Below are 19,116 nucleotides of genomic sequence, written 5' to 3'. Positions count from 1 at the left end.
AATTTTACAACTTAATGATTATTTTCTTTTATCTTTACCCTCATGGGCTGTCACCACTTTCAGCGTTTTCCTTTCTGAAGAAGGCCATTTATATATAAGGTATATACGCAATAAAGACAAGGATAAGAGAAATAAACTCGTACTGCACTTTCCCTCCTCCATCTTCCTTTCACACTTAATAGGACGAAAGAACTTGTCCTTTATCAGTACTGAAAAAGCTAAAAGCATACAGAAAAACAAATGTTTACGCTACAAAAAGTCGCTATTATATCACCCTAAACAACGGACAAGACCAATAAAAGATAGCCCTCTAATGAACTTCTTTGATGAAAAACACCTATTAAGTAATAAGAAAATAGTAACTTTGTAAACACATGTAATTTATTATAAACAAGAAGACTTAACAGGCACATATAGCCCTTCTTTTCTATTCTTAACCAACCATTTGAGGCAGAAAGCTATTCTCTTCTCATTAGGAAAAGGATTGAATAAGGAGCAGCCCCACCTTATTATAAGTAGCATTAAAACCAACATACCAATCAATGAACCATATATTCTTAAAAACCATCATACTTTCTCTGTCCTTAGTAGCCGTTGCATGTCAAGGAGAGAAACGAAGAGGAGACTTGTCAACATTAGACAAACCATTTGTAGAGCCATATAACAACGAAAGAGCAGACGCTCCCAACACATCAGATGAGGACCCAAATACCAACCAAAGAAAGACGCTTAAAGTAAAAAAAGGCTTAGAGATTCCTATCGGCAAAGCCAATGTCCCGTCCCTTTTACTTTATCGCGAAGGTTATACAACATCGTATAACGCAGAAACACGTACACCTAACTGGGTGGCATGGCACCTAACGGCGACTCACACTAACGGTCCTGCTAAGCGCAAGGGTATCACCTTCCAAGTAGATGAAGACATACCAGAACCACGTGTCGACACCTACGATTATATGCGTTCTGGCTACGACCGAGGTCACATGTGTCCTGCTGCTGACAACCATTGGAGCCAGAGAGCAATGGAGCAAAGCTTCCTCATGACCAATGTGTGTCCACAGAACCCAGCCTTGAACAGTGGTCTGTGGAACTCAATAGAGAATCAATGCCGCACATGGGCAGAAGAGTATGGCGACGTATATATCGTCTGTGGACCTATTTATCTCAATCAAAAGCATAAGACAATAGGTAAGAATAAGGTGCAAGTGCCCGAAGCCTTCTTCAAAGTTATCCTCCGTCTGAAAGACGAACCGAAGGCTATTGGCTTTATCTGTAGGAATGTCTCAGCCAAAGGACATAAGAAGACAGACTACGTCAACACCGTAGACGAGGTAGAACGTATCACAGGTATGGACTTCTTCTCACAACTTCCTGATAACATCGAACGACAGATAGAAGGTAAAGCAGACATTAAAGATTGGAATTAATGAGGGTAAAAGACATTAAGCAATGATAATTGATGAACTGAAATATAGGATATTACAGAACTTTGGCTTTGAGCCAACAACCGACCAAACACATGCTATTGAGGTCTTTACACACTTTATGACCGAGCGTGACGAGCGTGTTGTAATGATTCTCAGAGGTAGTGCCGGAACGGGTAAAACGTCCTTAGCGGGTGCGATTGTACGTACACTGCAGCAATTACAACAGAAGGTAACTCTCTTAGCACCGACGGGTCGTGCTGCTAAGGTATTCTCCTTAAATGCCAACCAGCCTGCTGCAACCATCCATCGCACCATCTATCGTGAGAAAGCCTTTACCGGATTAGATGGAAAGTTCAATCTAAATGTCAACCTCTTCCGCGACCGCTTGTTTATGGTCGATGAAGCTTCAATGATTAGTTTATCGTCTAACAACACCACCTTCGGCAGTGGTTGCCTACTTGACGACCTTATTCAATATGTTTATAACGACCGAAACTGTCGCATGCTGCTTGTTGGAGACAAGGCACAGCTCCCTCCTGTAGGTGAAGAAGAGAGCCCTGCGCTACGTTCAGATGTTCTTCGAGCCTACGGTCTGACAGTCTATGAATGCGACTTAAACGAGGTGCTTCGTCAGAGTCAAGACTCTGGCATTCTCTATAACGCCACCGTTATTCGTCAAATGATAACCCATGATGAGGTAACGCAACTACCAAAGATTCGCTTCAATGGCTTTGCTGACATTTCTATTGTCCCAGGTGATGAACTTATCGAACGACTGGCCTCCAGCTATTCTGAGGTGGGAATCGACGAGACTATGGTCATCACACGCTCCAACAAACGTGCTAATGTATTCAATCAAGGTATTCGAAACATGGTTCTTGGACGTGAGGAAGAACTGACAACAGGCGACATGTTGATGGTGGTGAAGAATAAATATAAGAACACCCCTACCCCTTCTCCATCCCTCAAAGGCAGCCTCAACAATGCTACAAATAACGTAAACAGCCTTACTACACAAGCGACAAGACAGGTTACGCAACTCCCTTCAGGAGGTGGAAAGGAGATAGAAAAACCCGTACTAACCTTCATTGCCAACGGCGACCGTGCTGTTGTGCGACGTGTACGCAATGTTCGCGAGTTCTATGGGTTCCGTTTTGCTGATGTGTCATTGGAGTTTCCCGACTATGATAATGCTGAAGAGGAGATGACGGTCATCCTTGACGCACTGATGACAGAAGCCCCAGCCTTGACTCAAGAGCAGAACGAACAACTCTTCCAACATGTGTTAGAGGATTATGAAGACATCCCTCTAAAGGCAGACCGCATGAAGAAGGTGCGTGAAGATGAGTATTATAACGCCCTACAGGTAAAGTTCGGTTATGCTATCACCTGTCACAAAGCGCAAGGTGGACAGTGGGCACACATCTATCTTGACCAAGGATACATGACAGACGAGATGCTCACACCCGATTACATCCATTGGCTTTACACCGCTTTCACTCGTGCTACTGAACATCTCTACCTTGTCAACTGGCCCAAAACACAAGTGGAATAAACGGTTGAAGCCTATACAACGACTCCGCTACAGGGATAACAAACATCTCCACAAGACTTAAATAGTCTGAAAAAGACATGAAACAAAGAGATAAACAATTCATAAAAAGATAAAAACGATTGTTTTATATGGGGTTGAAATAATGAGTATTCAACAGAAAATGATTATATTTGCCCTTAAATAAGATATGTATTCACATTAAATAGAGAAGATGTATATAGAGAATATTAAATCTCCAGCCGACTTAAAGCAGCTGAATATTGAGGCATTAAAGGTTGTAGCTGATGAGACCCGTCAAGCAGTATTAAATCGTGTAAGCAAGCATGGCGGACACGTTGGACCTAACCTCGGCTTTGTAGAGGCAACTGTTGCCCTCCACTATGTCTTTGACACGCCTAAAGACAAGTTGGTTTTTGACGTGAGCCACCAAAGTTATCCACACAAGGTATTAACAGGACGTGCTTCAGGATTCCTTGGTAACCTCGACGAGATGAATGCTATTAGTGGCTATTCTTCACCAACAGAGTGTCCTGAATATGACAATTTCGAAGTTGGACACACCTCTACTTCCGTGAGTCTTGCCACTGGTCTGCAGAAAGCTCGTGATATAAAAGGGACGAAAGAGAATATTATTGCAGTCATTGGTGACGGTTCTCTCTCTGGTGGTGAGGCTTTTGAAGGCTTTGACGAGGCTTCCGAACTCGGCACAGGTATTATTATCGTCGTGAATGACAACGAGATGTCTATCGCTGAGCCACACGGAGGTATCTACAAAAACCTACGTGACCTACGTGAAAGCAATGGCCAGTGCAATCACAACTGGTTTAAGGCTTGGGGCTTTGAATATAAGTACTTAGAGGAAGGCAACGACGTAGAAAAACTCATCGAGGTGTTCCGCAGCGTGAAAGATACGAACAAGCCGACCGTAGTTCATATCCATACCGAGAAAGGACATGGCTTTACACCAGCCGTTGAGAATAAGGAAGCATGGCATTATGGTATGCCTTTCAATAAGGAAGATGGCAGCAGACCAGAGCGTCCAACTACTGAATCCTACGAGCAACTACTTAGTGATTGGCTGTTGAAGGAGATGAAGCAAGACAAAACACTCATCGCTGTGACAGCCGGTACACCTTCGGCAGCAGGTTTCACACCAGAGAAACGTAAAGAAGCTGGCGCACAACATGTTGACGTGGGTATTGCAGAAGAACAGGCTGTAGCGATGATTTCTGGTATGGCAAAGGGTGGATTGCGACCAGTATGGACTGTTTTCAGCACCTTTATCCAACGTACCTACGACCAAATAGCACAGGATCTCTGTATCAACGCTAATCCAGCTGTTATCAACGTGACTTGGGGTGGCACTGCTTCCATGAATGACATTACCCACATCTGTCTCTTTGATATACCAATGTTATGCAGCATTCCAGGACTTATCTATCTTGCTCCAACAACCTGTGAAGAGTATTTTGCAATGTTACGTTGGGCTATCCTGCAAGATAAGAAGCCTATTGCTATCCGCATACCAAGCAATGGTGTGCATCACACTACGGAGACTATTGACAGAGAATATGCTTACGAAGCAAAATACAAAGTGATACAGAAGGGTGAAAAGGTTGCTATCATCGCTGCTGGCTCTTTCTATCAGAAGGGTGAAAATGTCGTTCGTTTACTTGCCGAGAAGGGAATAAAGGCAACACTCGTCAACCCTCGTTACTTAAATGAAGTTGACCGAGAGACACTCGACTCACTGAAAGGAAGCCACGAATTGGTAGTCACATTAGAAGATGGTAGTAAAGATGGAGGCTTCGGAGAACGTATCGCTGCCTACTACGGGACATCAGAGATGAAAGTACTCGTGGGAGGTATAAAGAAAGACCTTTATGACCGCTTCGACCTTCAACAGCTTCTTTCAGACAACCATTTACTTGACGAACAGATCGTTGAAGACGTGATAGACATCCTGTCTTAACGTTTTGCGAATGGATAAGGATGTCGATGGGTATATCGTGGGATTAATCATCTCTCACGAATACCACAGACGAAACAGAGCTTTTTTGCACACGTGAAGAGCCTACAAAAGGCCTTCTAACGACAGATATCACAGAGTACTTTCGCTGACATCAGCTATAAGCTCTGTGATATCTTGCGTTTAAACAATTCCTCAGCGGGCTCTCTCTCTGTGGAGAAATTGATATCTCTTTGTGAGATACAAAACCCACAACACCCCTACAATGATATTGATAGAGACCAAAGGAATGCTAAATATACAGATAGAAGTTGTAAGGATATTTCATCAAACACCTGTCTCTCCATTCGAAGAAAGGCCGAGGAAGAGACAAGAAGACGCCTTTCAACGTTCAAGAACATGCCCTTCTTGCATGTTGAAGACACCCTTCTTGAAGCAAGAAGGGCGTCTTTTTCGGTATTATACGTAACATTTTGATTTGTTGTAAGTTACAAACTTACTTTTAAGCAGAGCTATATTCCTTTCGTGAGGATATTCATCTCACACTTATGTAATGATTTTTTACCACGTTACAAATTCCTCCGAAGTATTGGAAAAGGGTAAGACGAAGATTGTTACTGCCCGTTAAGGAGAGCGTCTAACATCATCGACAAGCAACGTGTCACAGGTTAGATCCACGTTGAAAGACCATTATCTCTGAGTCAATCAACTTTACATTTTTATAGTTAAAACATTCTAAAAAGGCAACAACTAACAAGAATAATACTTATCTTTGAGGACATTTATAGATTAAGTCTTTAATTCATTTAAACTAAGAAAATTATGAAGAAAGTATTTCTTATGGCTCTTGCTGTAGCAGCAATGACTATTTCAAGTTGTAACAACGGTAAAACTAATGCTCCAAAGGCTAATGCAGACTCAGACACAACAGAGTCAGTTGCTGCAGACTCTGCAACAACTGCAGCTGCGCCTACCGATGCTGATCAGCTCATCAACCAACTCAACGAGAAGATAAAGGCTAAGGATGAGAAGGGTGTTGCCGCTTTATTGACCACAGCTCAGACTAAGATGGCTGAGTTAGCACAGAAGGATCCAAAGCAGGCACAGGAGTATATCGGAAAAATTCAGCAGTGGATGCAGAGTAATTCAAAGAACATTCAAGAGGCTTTGAAGGCTTCTGGCAATGAAGCAGCTGCTGAGGCTGTTGGCAAGGCAGTTGACGCAGCATCAAAGCAGGACCCTAAGGACGTTACAGAAAGTCTACAGAAGGCAAAGGATGCAGTAAAGAATGCAACACCTGAACAGATTGAAGCTGCTAAGAAGGCTGCTAAGGAAGCTGCCGAAAAGATGCAGGGTAAGTCTGGTGAGGCTGCTAAGAAGGCTATGAAAGATTTAGGTCTTTAATCCTATTTCGCCCCACCCCTTCCTCGCTTAGGAAGTGGTGGGGAGTTTATTCAAACCTTATATCATACGGATTTCACCCACGAGAAACACGCCATCTCAAATAGTTTTCGTATCTTCGCAATATGATTAAAATTGAAGATGCACAAAAAGAACAGGCTGAAATAATAGCCCGACTGATAATGGAAGCGATGAACCACGACTGTTGTCAGTGGTTTGCAGGACCAGACCATAGCTTAGAAGAGTTCCACCAGCTTATAACATCGTTAGTAGAACGGGATGATTCGCAATACTCCTATCTCAACACATTGGTTGCACTAACAGCACATAACGAGATTGCGGGTATCTGTGTCAGTTATGATGGTGCGAAACTTCCGAAGCTGAGACAAGCCTTCATCGAAGGAGCCCTCAAGGCTTTCGGTCGCAATTACGCTGATATGGATGACGAGACGTCGGCTGGCGAACTGTATATCGATTCGCTCTGTGTAGACAAAAAGTTCCGTGGGAAAGGGATAGCAAAGCTACTTCTTGAGGCAACAATAGAGAAAGGAAGGAAGATGAACCTCCCTACTGGTCTGCTCGTCGACACTGGTAATCCTTCTGCCGAACGACTTTACCATCGCATAGGCTTCGTTTATGTAGACGATAACCAATGGGGTGGACATCAGATGAAACACCTTCAAAAGCACCTTGATTGAGGTTGGCTTTTGAGATAGGACAGCTTTTATCGGTTCAAAAGAGCATTATCTATGAATTGATAGGCCTACCTATTGCGTTACGGTCTATTCTCTGATTGTGACAATATTCTCGTGAGACAATAGACAGAAAAGCATACCTTTATTTGTTAATCTCCTCTCTTTATCGTATCTTTGTAGGCGCAATAGGTTCATTATAAGCATGATTAAAAAGGGAAAGCGGTGAGATTCCGCTACTGTCCCGCAGCTGTAAGTTGTCTGTCACAGGTAAACATAAGCCACTGATAACGAATGATTGGGAAGGCGTTTACCTTCTTTTGGATAACAAGTCAGAAGACCTGCCATTGCAAGTCATTGCATCCCTCGAGGAAGGGCACTGCATAGAACCATTATGATACATTATAAGAAGATGAGGCAACTGGCTGGCTTCTTTCTGTTGTTATGCCCTTTGAGTATGACAGCACAAACCGTAACCAATGATTCCACACAGACGATAGACGAGGTGGTGGTCAAAGGCTTCCGTATTCCTGGGAATGTATTGGCAAGTACACCGATACAGACATTGTCACACACGGATATGGAGCGTCTCGGCATACACGATATGGGCGATGCGCTGAAACGGTTTGCTGGTGTACAAGTGAAGGACTATGGCGGTATAGGCGGTATGAAGACGGTCAATATTCGAGGCTTAGGGGCTGGACACACGGGCATAACGTATGATGGAGTGCAGGTGGGTGACTGCCAGAGTGGACAGGTAGACCTCTCTCGCTTCACGCTTGACAACGTCTCACTCGTCAGTTTGCAGATTGGACAAGAGGACAATATCTATCAGAGTGCAAAGGCGTACACCTCAGCAGGACTTATCAATATCAGTACGTTACAAGGCGTATCCGACCGCAAACCACACCTCACAACAACACTGCGCACGGGTAGCTATGGTCTCTTTTCGCCCTCCCTACTCTATCATCAACAGTTCTCACGTCTTGGGATTGGCGCATACACAAGCTACGAAAGGGCTGACGGAGTTTATTGGTTCACGCTAAAAAATGGTATCAAGACCATCCATGAGCGTAGAAACAATAGTGACATACAGACGTGGCGAGGTGAACTGAATATGAACTATCAGCTCACGGACAAGCAGACATTGCAGTGGAAGGCTTACGGCTTCACGTCAAATAGAGGATTGCCAGGGGCTGTCATCTATGATAACACGTATTCGGCAGAGCGTCTGAAAGACAAGAATGTCTTTACGCAAATGCTCTATGAGAACCGATTTAGCAATCACATCAAGATGAAAGCGGCTGCTAAATGGAATTACGCTTGGTCGCGCTACTCTGATATACCTGCCAGTGGATATAAAGAAGATACCTACCGACAGAATGAGACTTACCTTACAGCGACGTTGTGGACAAATCCTTTGCAGGGATTAAACCTTTCTTTCGCACAGGATTATGCGCATAACCATCTATCCATGACGCTTCCGAAAGCTGCTAACCCAACCCGCAACTCACTGTGGACAGCCTTAGCAGCTAACTATCAGATAGGTTCTTTCAGTGTCAATGCATCTCTCCTTGCAACGAATATCTACGAACGTGTAAAACAAGGGAACGCTTCGAACGGATTTCACAGACTGTCACCTGCCTTCAGTATGCAGTGGCGTTGTCTGCAAGACTTCCGCCTCCGCTTTGGATATAAGGACATCTTCCGTACTCCAACACTCAATGAACTTTATTATACGGGTATTGGTAACCGCCATCTGAACCCAGAGAAGTCACGCATGTGGAACCTTGGTACGACTTACTCGCACACCTTTAATCATACACTCCAGCTTTCCTTGACTGCTGATGGGTATTTTGGCAATGTCACCGATAAGATTATTGCGGTGCCAAAGATGTTCTATTGGCAGATGATGAACGCTGGGAAGGTGCGCCAATTAGGGCTGGATGTATCAGCAAACATTGAGAAGAGATGGGGTAATGATTGGACCGTGAGTGCGACAGGTAGCTATAGTCTGATGAAGGCAACGGACATCAGCGATCCTACAGCTGTCTATTACCGTAATCAGATAGCCTATACCCCACGCCATTCGGGCTCAGCAAGCGTTTTATTACATACTCCTTGGCTCGATTTCAGTTATAATGCCTTAGTCATGGGCGAGCGATACACGCTGAGTTATAATATCCCAGACAATCGTATGAAACCATTTGCTGACCATAGTATAACGCTCTCGCGGGAGTTCAACATCAATAAGCAGCAATTACGAGTACAGTTTGATGTGCGCAACCTCGGCAATAAGAACTATGAGGTTGTTCGTTTCTATCCTATGCCAGGCACCAACTGGAGATTGTCTGTAAGCTGGATACTTTGAGCAAGAATATAATCACAATAAAAGGATTCAATAAAAATTCAATTATAAACAAAACAATGAAGACAATGAAAAAGAATCTACTTGCGTTAGGCATCATCCTTATGTCTGCGCTCACCTTCACTGCTTGTAGCGATGATGACGACTTTTATGATGGTAAGCAACCAGAGGTATCAACCACAGATGTGTATGTTTCTTGCGCCGGTAACTTTGGTGCAAATGATGGAACTGTTGGTATTCTTGATTACAACATACAAGCTCGTCCAACAGCACCTTTCCTATATCGCAATGCTTACCAGGAACAAAATGGCATCAAGATTGGCGATGCACAAGACTTGATCGTATTTGGTGATAAGGTTGTCGTTGCTTGTACTACTTCTTCTAAGATTGAGGTTCTGAACCGTGTAGGTAAAGTAGAACAGACAATTAAGCTCCACAACGTTGAGCCTCGTTACTTGGCTACAGATGGTAAGTATGTTTACTTCTCTGCCTACAGCGGTAAAGTATATAAGATGAATCCTAACGACAAAGTGAAGCCAATGGTTGACTCTGTTGTTGTGGGTGACCATCCAGAGGCCATCTCAATTACGAATGGTAAGCTCTATGCAAACCTTTCAAACTATAGTATGAGCGGTAATGGTAAGTACGTAGCAGTAGTTGACCTCAACACATTCCGTAATCCAAAGAATATTGAGGTTGGTCTCAACCCTTACAATCAGAACATTGCTGCCGGTAATGACGTATTTATCGTGTCTATGTTTGATTATACAGAGAAGCCATTAGTACAGAAGATTGACACAAAGACCAACAAAGTGACACAACTCTTCAATGCTACTTCCATTGCATACAGTGCCAAGAAGAATGCTCTTGTCTGCCTATATGCTCCTTACGGAAGCAATGATAAGAGTTTCTTCCTCTATGACTTAGCTACAGGTCAGAAGACGAACCTTGACATGACAGGTCTTCGTAGTCCTCAACAAGTTAATGTTGACAAGTGGGGTAACATCTATGTTATAGACAATCCAAGCTATAATGCACCAAGCGAAGTGTTCTACTACTCACCAGAAGGCAAGCTTATCCAGGGTAACATCATCGTTGGAATGAGTGCACAGAACGTACGCTTTGCCAACTAAAGCATCACTTAAACACAACAAAAAAGATTGGAGATAAGCATCATTCATAGGTGTTTATCTCCTTTTTGTGTGATATATAATAGCCTAATATACTTTATTCTTTACAGCTGTTCACCCGACATTCTGAATGAAATAACTATGAGTCTCCATGGTGTTAGCGTCCACACTTTTCCATGAACGTTTTGGGGTCTTGTTGGCAAACAATTATCCTCATATCCATTAAAGCTATTTTGCTACATTTCTGTTGGGGAATTCATCTCTCATAGAGAACAATACTAAACATACGGATTAACTTATAGCTTATTCCATAGGACAGATAAGTTTAATCCTATCAGAAGGTGAGAATGAAAGGGGAAACATAAACTTTTTGGATAATATTCTTGTACATCTGAGGAGTTCGCAATCGTTAGCTGATTTATTGAAAACCAAATTTGCTGTCATTCCTGTCAGCTATCATCCCATCATAACGCCTTAGTCTACAATAGTTTACATGAAATGTTAAATATGACAGCAAACTAAAATAAAACTATATTGGGTATTTGAGTAGTTGTTTTCCTTCATATTCCACAATCCTACTCATGCTGATGACGGTAATATTTGATAGGTCCTAAGACATGAAAAATCACCAATACAAGGTAAATTATTAGGACCCATAAATAATGAGCAAACCACAAGAAGTGGGAACAAAGAACAAGTAAAGCGGGTGTTTCCCACCTGTAGAGGAACCACCCGCTTTATGTATAATGTAATTTCTAATACTCCTTGAATGATAATACGGTCGTTTACAATGGTGTCTTAAAGATAAACGTACGGATAATCCAATAAGAGAGAATACCGCAGAGATAGCCTAAGAAAGCTATCCACGAAATCTTCTTCATGTACCAACCAAAGGTTATCTTCTCCAATCCCATTACGACAACACCTGCAGCAGAACCAATGATAAGGATGGAACCGCCTACGCCAGCACAATAAGCCAATAGCTGCCAGAAGATGCCATCAACAGCCATGTCGCCTGTTGCCTGAACTGGATACATACCCATACTACCTGCAACAAGAGGTACATTATCGACTATAGACGAGAGAACACCAATGACTCCTGTCACTGCATAATGATTACCTTGGAAGAAACTGTTTAATCCTCCACCGAGTTCATGTAATACTCCCACCTCCTCAAGACAGGCGACAGCCATCAAAATACCAAGGAAGAAAAGGATTGTTGACATATCTATACGACTCAATAAGTTGGATACTCGCTTTGAGAAGTCCTCACTGTCGCCTTTTGAACGATGCAAACTACGATAGAATATCTCTGTAATCGTCCAAAGAATACCTAATACAAGGAGGATACCAACGAATGGAGGAAGGTCTGTGAAGTAATGGAATACTGGTACGAAGCAGAGTCCACCCACACCAATAGCAAAGATTATCTTGCGTTGTGAGCTATTGAACTCTAATAGTTCAGTATCACCAGAGTGATCTGTCTCTAACATATCACCACCTAACTTGCCCTTTAATAAGAACTGAAGAACAAAGGCTGGAATAATCATTGATATAAGAGATGGTATGAAGATCTCGCTTATCACGCCACCAGCTGTTATCATTCCTGCGTTCCACAACATGATAGTTGTCACATCACCGATTGGTGAGAAAGCACCACCAGAGTTGGCGGCAATGATAACCAATGACGCATAAATCATACGATCCTTATGGTCTTGAACGAGCTTGCGAAGAATCATAATCATCACAATACTTGTCGTCAAGTTGTCCAAGATAGCTGAAAGGAAGAACGTCATGAAGGCTATCTTCCATAATAAACTACGCTTTGACTTAGAACGCATCACGTCTTTAACCCAATTAAAGCCGCCATTCTGATCAACAATCTCAACGATTGTCATAGCTCCCATGAGGAAGAAAAGCGTGGTTGCAGTGTCACCAAGATGTTCTGTTATCAACTTGTTGGCAAATGTGACGAGCTGATCTCCAATACCCTTAAACTCTGGGTGCATCAGTTGCACAAATGGTGAAGGGTCGACCATATAGAGAACCCAACAGAAAACAAACATCAACAAAGCAACTGCAGCTTTGTTGATTTTCGTCAGACTTTCCATCGCTATGAGTGCATAACCCAAGACGAAAACGACGATAATAGCAAGTGTTAGTGTAGACATAAAAAATATTAATTCGATTGTACTTTGGTACAAAGGTAAGCAAAAGAAATGAGTTGCACATAAAGAAATCAAATTAATTATAAGAAAAAGACCACAAGAAGAGGGAATAAAGAACAAGTAAAACGGGCGCTTCCTTACCGTAGAGGAACCACCCGCTTTAATTATAATGCAATTTCTAATGCTCTTTAATAGATAATACGGCCGTTTATAATGGTGTTGTAAAAATAAACGTACGGATAATCCAATAAGAGAGAATACCACAGAGGTAGCCTAAGAAAGCTATCCACGAAATCTTTTTCATATACCAACCAAAGGTAATCTTCTCCAATCCCATTACGACAACACCTGGTGCAGAACCAATGATAAGGATAGAACCACCTACTCCAGCACAATAAGCCAAGAGCTGCCAGAAGATACCATCAACGGCCATGTCGCCTGTTGCCTGAACTGGATACATACCCATACTACCTGCAACAAGTGGGACATTGTCAACAATAGACGATAATACTCCTATGATACCCGTCACTACATAATGATTACCTTGGAAGAAACTGTTTAATCCTCCACCGAGTTCATGTAATATACCCACTTCTTCAAGACAGGCAACAGCCATCAAAATACCAAGGAAGAAGAGGATTGTTGACATATCAATACGGCTCAACAGATTGGTGACACGCTTTGAGAAGTCTTCGCTATCGCCCTTAACACGATGTAGATTGCGATAAAATATCTCTGTAATCGTCCAAAGAATACCTAATACAAGGAGGATTCCAACGAACGGAGGGAGGTCTGTGAAATAATGGAATACTGGTACGAAGCAGAGTCCACCCACACCAATAGCAAAGATTATCTTGCGTTGTGAGCCATTGAACTCTAATAGTTCAGTATCACCAGAGTGATCAGTCTCTAACATATCACCACCTAACTTGCCTTTTAATAAGAACTGAAGAACAAAGGCAGAGATAATCATTGATATAAGAGATGGAATGAAAATCTCGCTTATCACGCCACCAGCTGTTACCATTCCCGCATTCCACAACATGATGGTTGTCACATCACCGATTGGTGAGAAGGCACCACCAGAGTTGGCGGCAATGATAACCAATGACGCATAAATCATACGATCCTTATGGTCTTGAACGAGCTTGCGAAGAATCATAATCATCACAATACTTGTCGTCAAGTTGTCCAAGATAGCTGAAAGGAAGAATGTCATGAAGGCTATCTTCCATAATAAACTACGCTTTGACTTAGAGCGCATCACGTCTTTAACCCAATTAAAGCCGCCATTCTGATCAACAATCTCAACGATTGTCATAGCTCCCATGAGGAAGAAAAGCGTGGTTGCAGTGTCTCCAAGATGTTCTGTTATCAACTTATTGGCAAATGTGACGAGCTGATCGCCCATACCCTTAAACTCTGGGTGCATCAGTTGCACAAATGGTGAAGGGTCGACCATATAGAGAACCCAACAGAAAACAAACATCAACAGAGCAACTGCAGCTTTGTTGATTTTCGTCAGACTTTCCATCGCTATGAGTGCATAACCCAAGACGAAAACGACGATAATAGCAATTGTTAGTGTAGACATAAATAATATTAATTCGATTGTTCTTTGGCGCAAAGGTAAGCAAAAGAAATGAGTTGTACATAAAGAAATCAAATTAATTATAAGAAAGATAGACTCATTCGCTAAATTGTAGTATATTTGCAAGTAAAGTATGAAGTAAAAGATAAAATTATCTTGATAATAGAAGAAATCGATGGAAAAGAAATATCTCAACGTTGTATGTGCTGTTATCCATGATGGTGATAGGTTTCTATGCACCCAACGGCTACGTAAAGGACCTGATTATATTGCTGAACATTGGGAGTTCCCAGGCGGTAAAGTGAAGGAGGGAGAAAATGATTACGAGGCTTTGCGACGTGAACTACACGAAGAGATGGATTGGAATATATATGTAGGGGCAAAGCTCGGGAGTATTGAACATGAATATCCTGATTTCATTGTCCGGCTTACTGCCTATGACTGTATGGCACATGATAAAGATTTCAAACTTCTTGAACACATTGACGCATGCTGGTTAAGACCAGAGGAATTTACAAAGCTCAATTGGACGGAGGCTGATGCAGCACTTATTAAACAGCTTTGGAAATAGCCTCTAACGGTTCAATCAGTTCTTATTCCTACTTAATAAATACACAGAACAATTTATCATCATCAGCTATCAAACCGAATTATGAACAAAGAAATACAATCACTTGTCGATCAACTTAATGCTGCATCCGACGCTTATTACAATGGTCGTGATGAACAGATGACTGACTATGAATGGGACGCAGCCTTTGATAAGTTAAAGAAATTAGAAGAAGAAACAGGTATTATACTCCCCGATTCTCCAACACAAAACGTATCTGCCGATAATGTTGCTGGTAAAAAGGAAGAACATGAGTTCCCTGCACTCTCCTTGGCAAAGACTAAGAAGGTAGAAGACCTTGCTAAATGGGCAGAGAATAGACCTATATGGCTCTCATGGAAGTTGGATGGATTGACACTTGTTGTTACATACGATAATGGTAAACTGACAAAGGTCGTCACACGTGGAAATGGTCATATTGGCACCAATATTACTCATCTTTCTACGGCTATTGATGGTATCTTGCAAACCATTCCCTACAAGGGGCATCTTGTCATCCGTGGTGAAGCTGTTATCAGTTATCCTGACTTTGAACAGTTTAACATGGAAGCAGAGGAAGAATATGCTAACCCTCGCAACCTCGCATCAGGCTCACTCACACTGAAAGACATCAATGAGGTGAAAGCCCGCCACTTGCGTTGGATTCCTTTTACACTCGTTTATACAGAGGAAGAAATAAACTCTTGGGGCGGACGCATGGAATGGCTTGAACAACAAGGGTTCAGAGTTATCGATAGAGAACTCATCGAACAACCTACCGTTAATAACATAGAAGCAGTTATCCATCATTGGACAGAAAGAGTTACTGGTGTGAGTTCATCACCATTCCCCTACCCTGTTGACGGCTTGGTAATCTCATACGACGATACAGCCTACGCTGCAACAGGTTCTGTCACTGGTCATCACGCCACACGTGCAGGCTATGCTTTTAAATGGCAAGACGAGAGTGCTGAAACAGAATTAGACTATATAGAATGGTCATGTGCTGCTTCAACCATCTCACCAGTAGCTGTTTTCCGCCCTGTAGACTTAGAAGGGACAACTGTTAAACGTGCTTCCCTTTGTAATATCTCCGAATGTGAACGCTTAGGGATTGGTGATAAGGGAACAAAGATAGCTGTTATAAAGGCAAATAAGATTATTCCGAAGGTTATTAACGTTATTGAAAGCGTTGGTACTTTCCATATTCCTGAGACTTGCCCAGTATGCCATTCTGCTACAGAAGTTAGCGAAAGCGAGATTAGTGGAACACGCACACTACACTGTACCAATACACATTGTCCAGCTAAACAGCTGAAGAAGTTTGGTAGATTTGTATCAAAAGAAGGTGTAAACATTGACGGACTCTCTGAACAAACCGTACAGAAATTTATTAACCTTGGCTGGGTTCGTGAATATGCCGACCTTTTCCATCTTACAGAACATGCTACAGAGCTGCGTACAATGGAAGGTTTCGGAAACAAGAGTGTCACTAAATTATTGGCTGCTATTGAAAAAGCGCGTAATGTAGAAGCTCGTCGTCTGCTCTTTGCTTTAAACATTCCACTTGTTGGACAGGATGTTTGTAATCGTCTTTTATCAGCATATCCATTGGAGGAACTTATTAAAACAGCTACAGAAAGTGCTGCAGAAGATGTATTCTCAACCATTGCTGGTATTGGACCAGAGAAGAGTGCAAGCTTTGTACGCTGGATGAAAGATACTGATAATCAATCAATGCTACAGCATCTGTTGGTTGAGCTAAACGTTAGTCAACCTTCATCAGCACCAACTGGTGATAGTTGTCAGGGATTAACCTTCGTCGTTACTGGTGATGTTCACCATTATAAGAATCGTAACGAACTGAAAGCGTACATAGAAAGTCAAGGTGGTAAGGTAACTGGTTCTGTTTCTAAATCAACGAATTATCTTATTAATAATGACGTAGAAAGTACTTCAGGAAAGAATCAGAAAGCAAAGGAACTTTCCATTCCTATTATCTCTGAAGATGAATTCATAGCTCGCTTTACACAAGTTACAGCACCAGAAACATCTTCACAACCAACAGAAGGGAGTCTATTCTAAGATATAGATTCTATAAACAAATAAAGAGGGTGTATCAAAATGCAAATGACCATTTCTATACTCGGTTTTGAGTAAAGAAATGGTCTTTTCTTTAACTTTAGAAGAATCTTACGTATAGATTGAAAATGTCAAGTTAATGATTTGTGTTTTGACACATCCCCTATGTAAAGATTAGAAAGTCACAATCGTTCGTCCGCTTATGGCTCTGCAATCTCTGGTCCTGATTGAGAGTGATTCTTAGCTGGCTTCTTAGTTTCTTTGTCAGGTGCAGCAACACGCTCGTAGCTCACTCCAGTAAGTGTAAAATACTTCTTTGAGGGAGTGAGATGTACCACAGGTTTCGTAATATGAACCTTTGGGTTGAACTCCGTTTTTCCCTTCTCAACCAATTTACTCTGGAAAGAAGGTGTAAGTGTCCCGATATCTCCGAAGTCTACAATGTCTCCGTTTTCAACGTGCTTTTTTGCTATCTCAGCTGCAAGTCTGAGAACAGCCTCAACTTCTGCACCTGTGAATGTTGTAGCGTGTGCTACTTCATCACAGAAACTACGATGATCAACTCTCTTTCGTCCTGTAGGATGTGCCTGCACAACGATTTTCCCTTTCAAATTTCCAACTGTTCCTTTACGCTCCTTTAGCGTATAGGCAATAGGTCTGTTCGCCATAGTAATTAGTGTTGCCCCCGATTGTTAAGCCTTTGGAGGCTGGGGCTTTATCCTCCTCAACTTGTTCGTAGATTTATATCACAAAGGTAAGAAATTTCTTGACTATCTCCAAGGGATGTTCATACTTTTTCTTACACTTATCAACCCTTTTTCGCAAAAGAGTTCACCTATTTTAGTAAAACCATCTACCTATTACCAGAAAACCGTCTACCTTTTCCGCCAAAAGGGTCTACCTTTTCTATTAAAAAGGTCTACCTTTTTCGCCCAAAAGGTAGACCCTTTTTGAAAAAACCGTCAAATCTTTCTGGAAGAAGCATTATGGCTAATTAAAATTTTTATTTAAAATTGTATTTATGAAAGGAAAGCATTATCTTTGTGGGTAATATTAATTAAACGAATGGCAGCATAACGAATTTAATACTTGCTTTATTAGTTGCTCTATTCAGTAATATACTAATAAAAGAGTTCTATAAGACTGCTGTAACAATGTAGATAATATATACAGATCAAACAAATAAAACAAAATTATGAAACTATACATTATTGGCAATGGCTTTGATATAGGTCATGGAATTCCATGCAAATATTCAGATTTCTACACATATCTTGAACGTAACAGAGAAGATGTTTTAGAAGAAATGGGGCAATATTACTATGTTGATAGCGACTCCGAATTATGGTCAGATTTTGAACGAGGATTAGAAGAAGGTATCTGTTATGATTCTCTTGCAGATATAATATATGAAAACACTCCTAATTTCGCTTCAGATGAATTCCGGGATGCTGATTGGTATAATGCGCAAATATACATAGAAGAGGAATGCGATAATCTATTAGACTGCATTCGTTCAGGATTTGAGGAATGGATAAATTCATTGGAACTTGATACCATAACGAAGAAATACGAAATAGACAAAACCGCCCGTTTTTTCACTTTCAACTATACTGAAGTGCTGGAGAAAATATATGAGATTCCTGCTGAGAATGTTTTTCACATACATAAAAGAGTGGGGGAAGAATTAATATTTGGGCACGGTAAGGATGTAGAAAAGTTTAATGTAAAAAAAGCCTTGTATGGAGATGAGAACGCCCATTTGATTATAGACGAAGAAATGGGAGATGTCGTAACAACGGAGGACGGGCATGAGGAATTTGCTGAAAGTGCCGTCTGTGCTTTTTATGACAAGATGCGAAAGCATACAGATGAAATCATAAAAGAATATTTGGATCAATTTCACAAACTTTCGGATGTAGATGAGGTTATCGTTATAGGACACTCATATAATGAAATAGATTTACCATATTTCAAGAAAATATCGGAATCTATCAATAATAGAGCAACTTGGACTTTATACTATTTTTCGGAGAGTGATAGGGCAAGTGCAGAAAATTTAATGGCAGAGATGCATATTGGGAGTAATTTGCTACGTTATAACTCCTGTTTTGAGAATACAGTAATAAAATTAAATCAATAAA

General features: G+C 41.5%; 13 protein-coding genes and 1 riboswitch. Of the genes, 10 read left to right on the top strand and 3 right to left on the bottom strand.

Going from position 1 to position 19,116, the window contains the following annotated elements; all coding sequences use genetic code 11:
- Positions 1–542 precede the first annotated feature (542 nt).
- The 7 genes from CHB62_RS09895 (at position 543) to CHB62_RS09865 (ending at position 10,545) form a co-directional block, all read left to right on the top strand.
- Positions 543–1,427 (top strand): DNA/RNA non-specific endonuclease, encoded by an 885-nt coding sequence (locus CHB62_RS09895; protein WP_089366708.1) that lies wholly within the window; start codon positions 543–545, stop codon positions 1,425–1,427.
- A 22-nt stretch (positions 1,428–1,449) separates the two neighbouring features.
- A complete protein-coding gene (locus CHB62_RS09890; RefSeq protein ID WP_089366707.1) occupies positions 1,450–2,982 on the top strand; it encodes an ATP-dependent DNA helicase in 1,533 nt (510 codons plus the stop codon).
- 211 nt (positions 2,983–3,193) lie between these two features.
- Entirely contained in the window at positions 3,194–4,954 is a 1,761-nt protein-coding gene (locus CHB62_RS09885) for a 1-deoxy-D-xylulose-5-phosphate synthase (RefSeq protein WP_089366706.1), read from the top strand.
- Between the two features lie 819 nt (positions 4,955–5,773).
- Positions 5,774–6,355 (top strand): biopolymer transporter, encoded by a 582-nt coding sequence (locus CHB62_RS09880; protein ID WP_089366705.1) that lies wholly within the window; start codon positions 5,774–5,776, stop codon positions 6,353–6,355.
- A 122-nt stretch (positions 6,356–6,477) separates the two neighbouring features.
- Positions 6,478–7,050, top strand: coding sequence for a GNAT family N-acetyltransferase (locus CHB62_RS09875; protein ID WP_089366704.1), 573 nt, complete (start codon positions 6,478–6,480; stop codon positions 7,048–7,050).
- Positions 7,051–7,216: 166 nt separating this feature from the next.
- Positions 7,217–7,407, top strand: a riboswitch (cobalamin riboswitch).
- 31 nt (positions 7,408–7,438) lie between these two features.
- Entirely contained in the window at positions 7,439–9,415 is a 1,977-nt protein-coding gene (locus CHB62_RS09870) for a TonB-dependent receptor plug domain-containing protein (protein WP_089366703.1), read from the top strand.
- A gap of 65 nt (positions 9,416–9,480) precedes the next feature.
- Complete coding sequence (locus CHB62_RS09865) at positions 9,481–10,545, top strand: YncE family protein (RefSeq protein WP_089366725.1); 1,065 nt, start codon at positions 9,481–9,483, stop codon at positions 10,543–10,545.
- A gap of 782 nt (positions 10,546–11,327) precedes the next feature.
- Here the strand turns inward: CHB62_RS09865 and nhaD (CHB62_RS09860) are convergent.
- A complete protein-coding gene (nhaD, locus tag CHB62_RS09860; protein WP_089366702.1) occupies positions 11,328–12,713 on the bottom strand; it encodes a sodium:proton antiporter NhaD in 1,386 nt (461 codons plus the stop codon).
- A gap of 205 nt (positions 12,714–12,918) precedes the next feature.
- Positions 12,919–14,304, bottom strand: a complete 1,386-nt coding sequence (gene nhaD, locus CHB62_RS09855; RefSeq protein ID WP_089366701.1) for a sodium:proton antiporter NhaD — start codon at positions 14,302–14,304, stop codon at positions 12,919–12,921.
- A gap of 172 nt (positions 14,305–14,476) precedes the next feature.
- Between nhaD (CHB62_RS09855) and CHB62_RS09850 the strand changes: the two genes are divergently transcribed.
- Entirely contained in the window at positions 14,477–14,872 is a 396-nt protein-coding gene (locus CHB62_RS09850) for a (deoxy)nucleoside triphosphate pyrophosphohydrolase (RefSeq protein ID WP_089366700.1), read from the top strand.
- A gap of 81 nt (positions 14,873–14,953) precedes the next feature.
- A complete protein-coding gene (gene ligA / locus CHB62_RS09845; RefSeq protein WP_089366699.1) occupies positions 14,954–16,975 on the top strand; it encodes an NAD-dependent DNA ligase LigA in 2,022 nt (673 codons plus the stop codon).
- Positions 16,976–17,172: 197 nt separating this feature from the next.
- Here ligA and CHB62_RS09840 read toward each other — a convergent pair whose 3' ends face one another.
- The gene (locus tag CHB62_RS09840; RefSeq protein WP_089366698.1) at positions 17,173–17,640 is read right to left on the bottom strand and encodes an HU family DNA-binding protein; all 468 of its coding nucleotides are present in this window, start codon (positions 17,638–17,640) and stop codon (positions 17,173–17,175) included.
- 527 nt (positions 17,641–18,167) lie between these two features.
- Here CHB62_RS09840 and CHB62_RS09835 point away from each other — a divergent pair.
- Entirely contained in the window at positions 18,168–19,115 is a 948-nt protein-coding gene (locus tag CHB62_RS09835; RefSeq protein ID WP_089366697.1) for a bacteriophage abortive infection AbiH family protein, read from the top strand.
- Position 19,116 lies beyond the last annotated feature (1 nt).

The sequence above is a fragment of the Prevotella jejuni genome (assembly GCF_900187995.1).
GTDB lineage: Bacteria > Bacteroidota > Bacteroidia > Bacteroidales > Bacteroidaceae > Prevotella > Prevotella jejuni.
Note: the sequence above shows the minus strand (reverse complement) of the source record. Positions and strands in the feature narration are given on the sequence as shown.

Coding starts and splice junctions, on each gene's coding strand:
- nhaD (WP_089366702.1), bottom strand. CDS start 12,713: ATGTCTACACTAACACTTGCTATTATCGTCGTTTTCGTCTTGGGTTAT.
- CHB62_RS09865 (WP_089366725.1), top strand. CDS start 9,481: ATGAAAAAGAATCTACTTGCGTTAGGCATCATCCTTATGTCTGCGCTC.
- CHB62_RS09880 (WP_089366705.1), top strand. CDS start 5,774: ATGAAGAAAGTATTTCTTATGGCTCTTGCTGTAGCAGCAATGACTATT.
- CHB62_RS09850 (WP_089366700.1), top strand. CDS start 14,477: ATGGAAAAGAAATATCTCAACGTTGTATGTGCTGTTATCCATGATGGT.
- CHB62_RS09875 (WP_089366704.1), top strand. CDS start 6,478: ATGATTAAAATTGAAGATGCACAAAAAGAACAGGCTGAAATAATAGCC.
- CHB62_RS09890 (WP_089366707.1), top strand. CDS start 1,450: ATGATAATTGATGAACTGAAATATAGGATATTACAGAACTTTGGCTTT.
- CHB62_RS09870 (WP_089366703.1), top strand. CDS start 7,439: ATGATACATTATAAGAAGATGAGGCAACTGGCTGGCTTCTTTCTGTTG.
- ligA (WP_089366699.1), top strand. CDS start 14,954: ATGAACAAAGAAATACAATCACTTGTCGATCAACTTAATGCTGCATCC.
- CHB62_RS09895 (WP_089366708.1), top strand. CDS start 543: ATGAACCATATATTCTTAAAAACCATCATACTTTCTCTGTCCTTAGTA.
- CHB62_RS09835 (WP_089366697.1), top strand. CDS start 18,168: ATGAAACTATACATTATTGGCAATGGCTTTGATATAGGTCATGGAATT.
- CHB62_RS09885 (WP_089366706.1), top strand. CDS start 3,194: ATGTATATAGAGAATATTAAATCTCCAGCCGACTTAAAGCAGCTGAAT.
- CHB62_RS09840 (WP_089366698.1), bottom strand. CDS start 17,640: ATGGCGAACAGACCTATTGCCTATACGCTAAAGGAGCGTAAAGGAACA.
- nhaD (WP_089366701.1), bottom strand. CDS start 14,304: ATGTCTACACTAACAATTGCTATTATCGTCGTTTTCGTCTTGGGTTAT.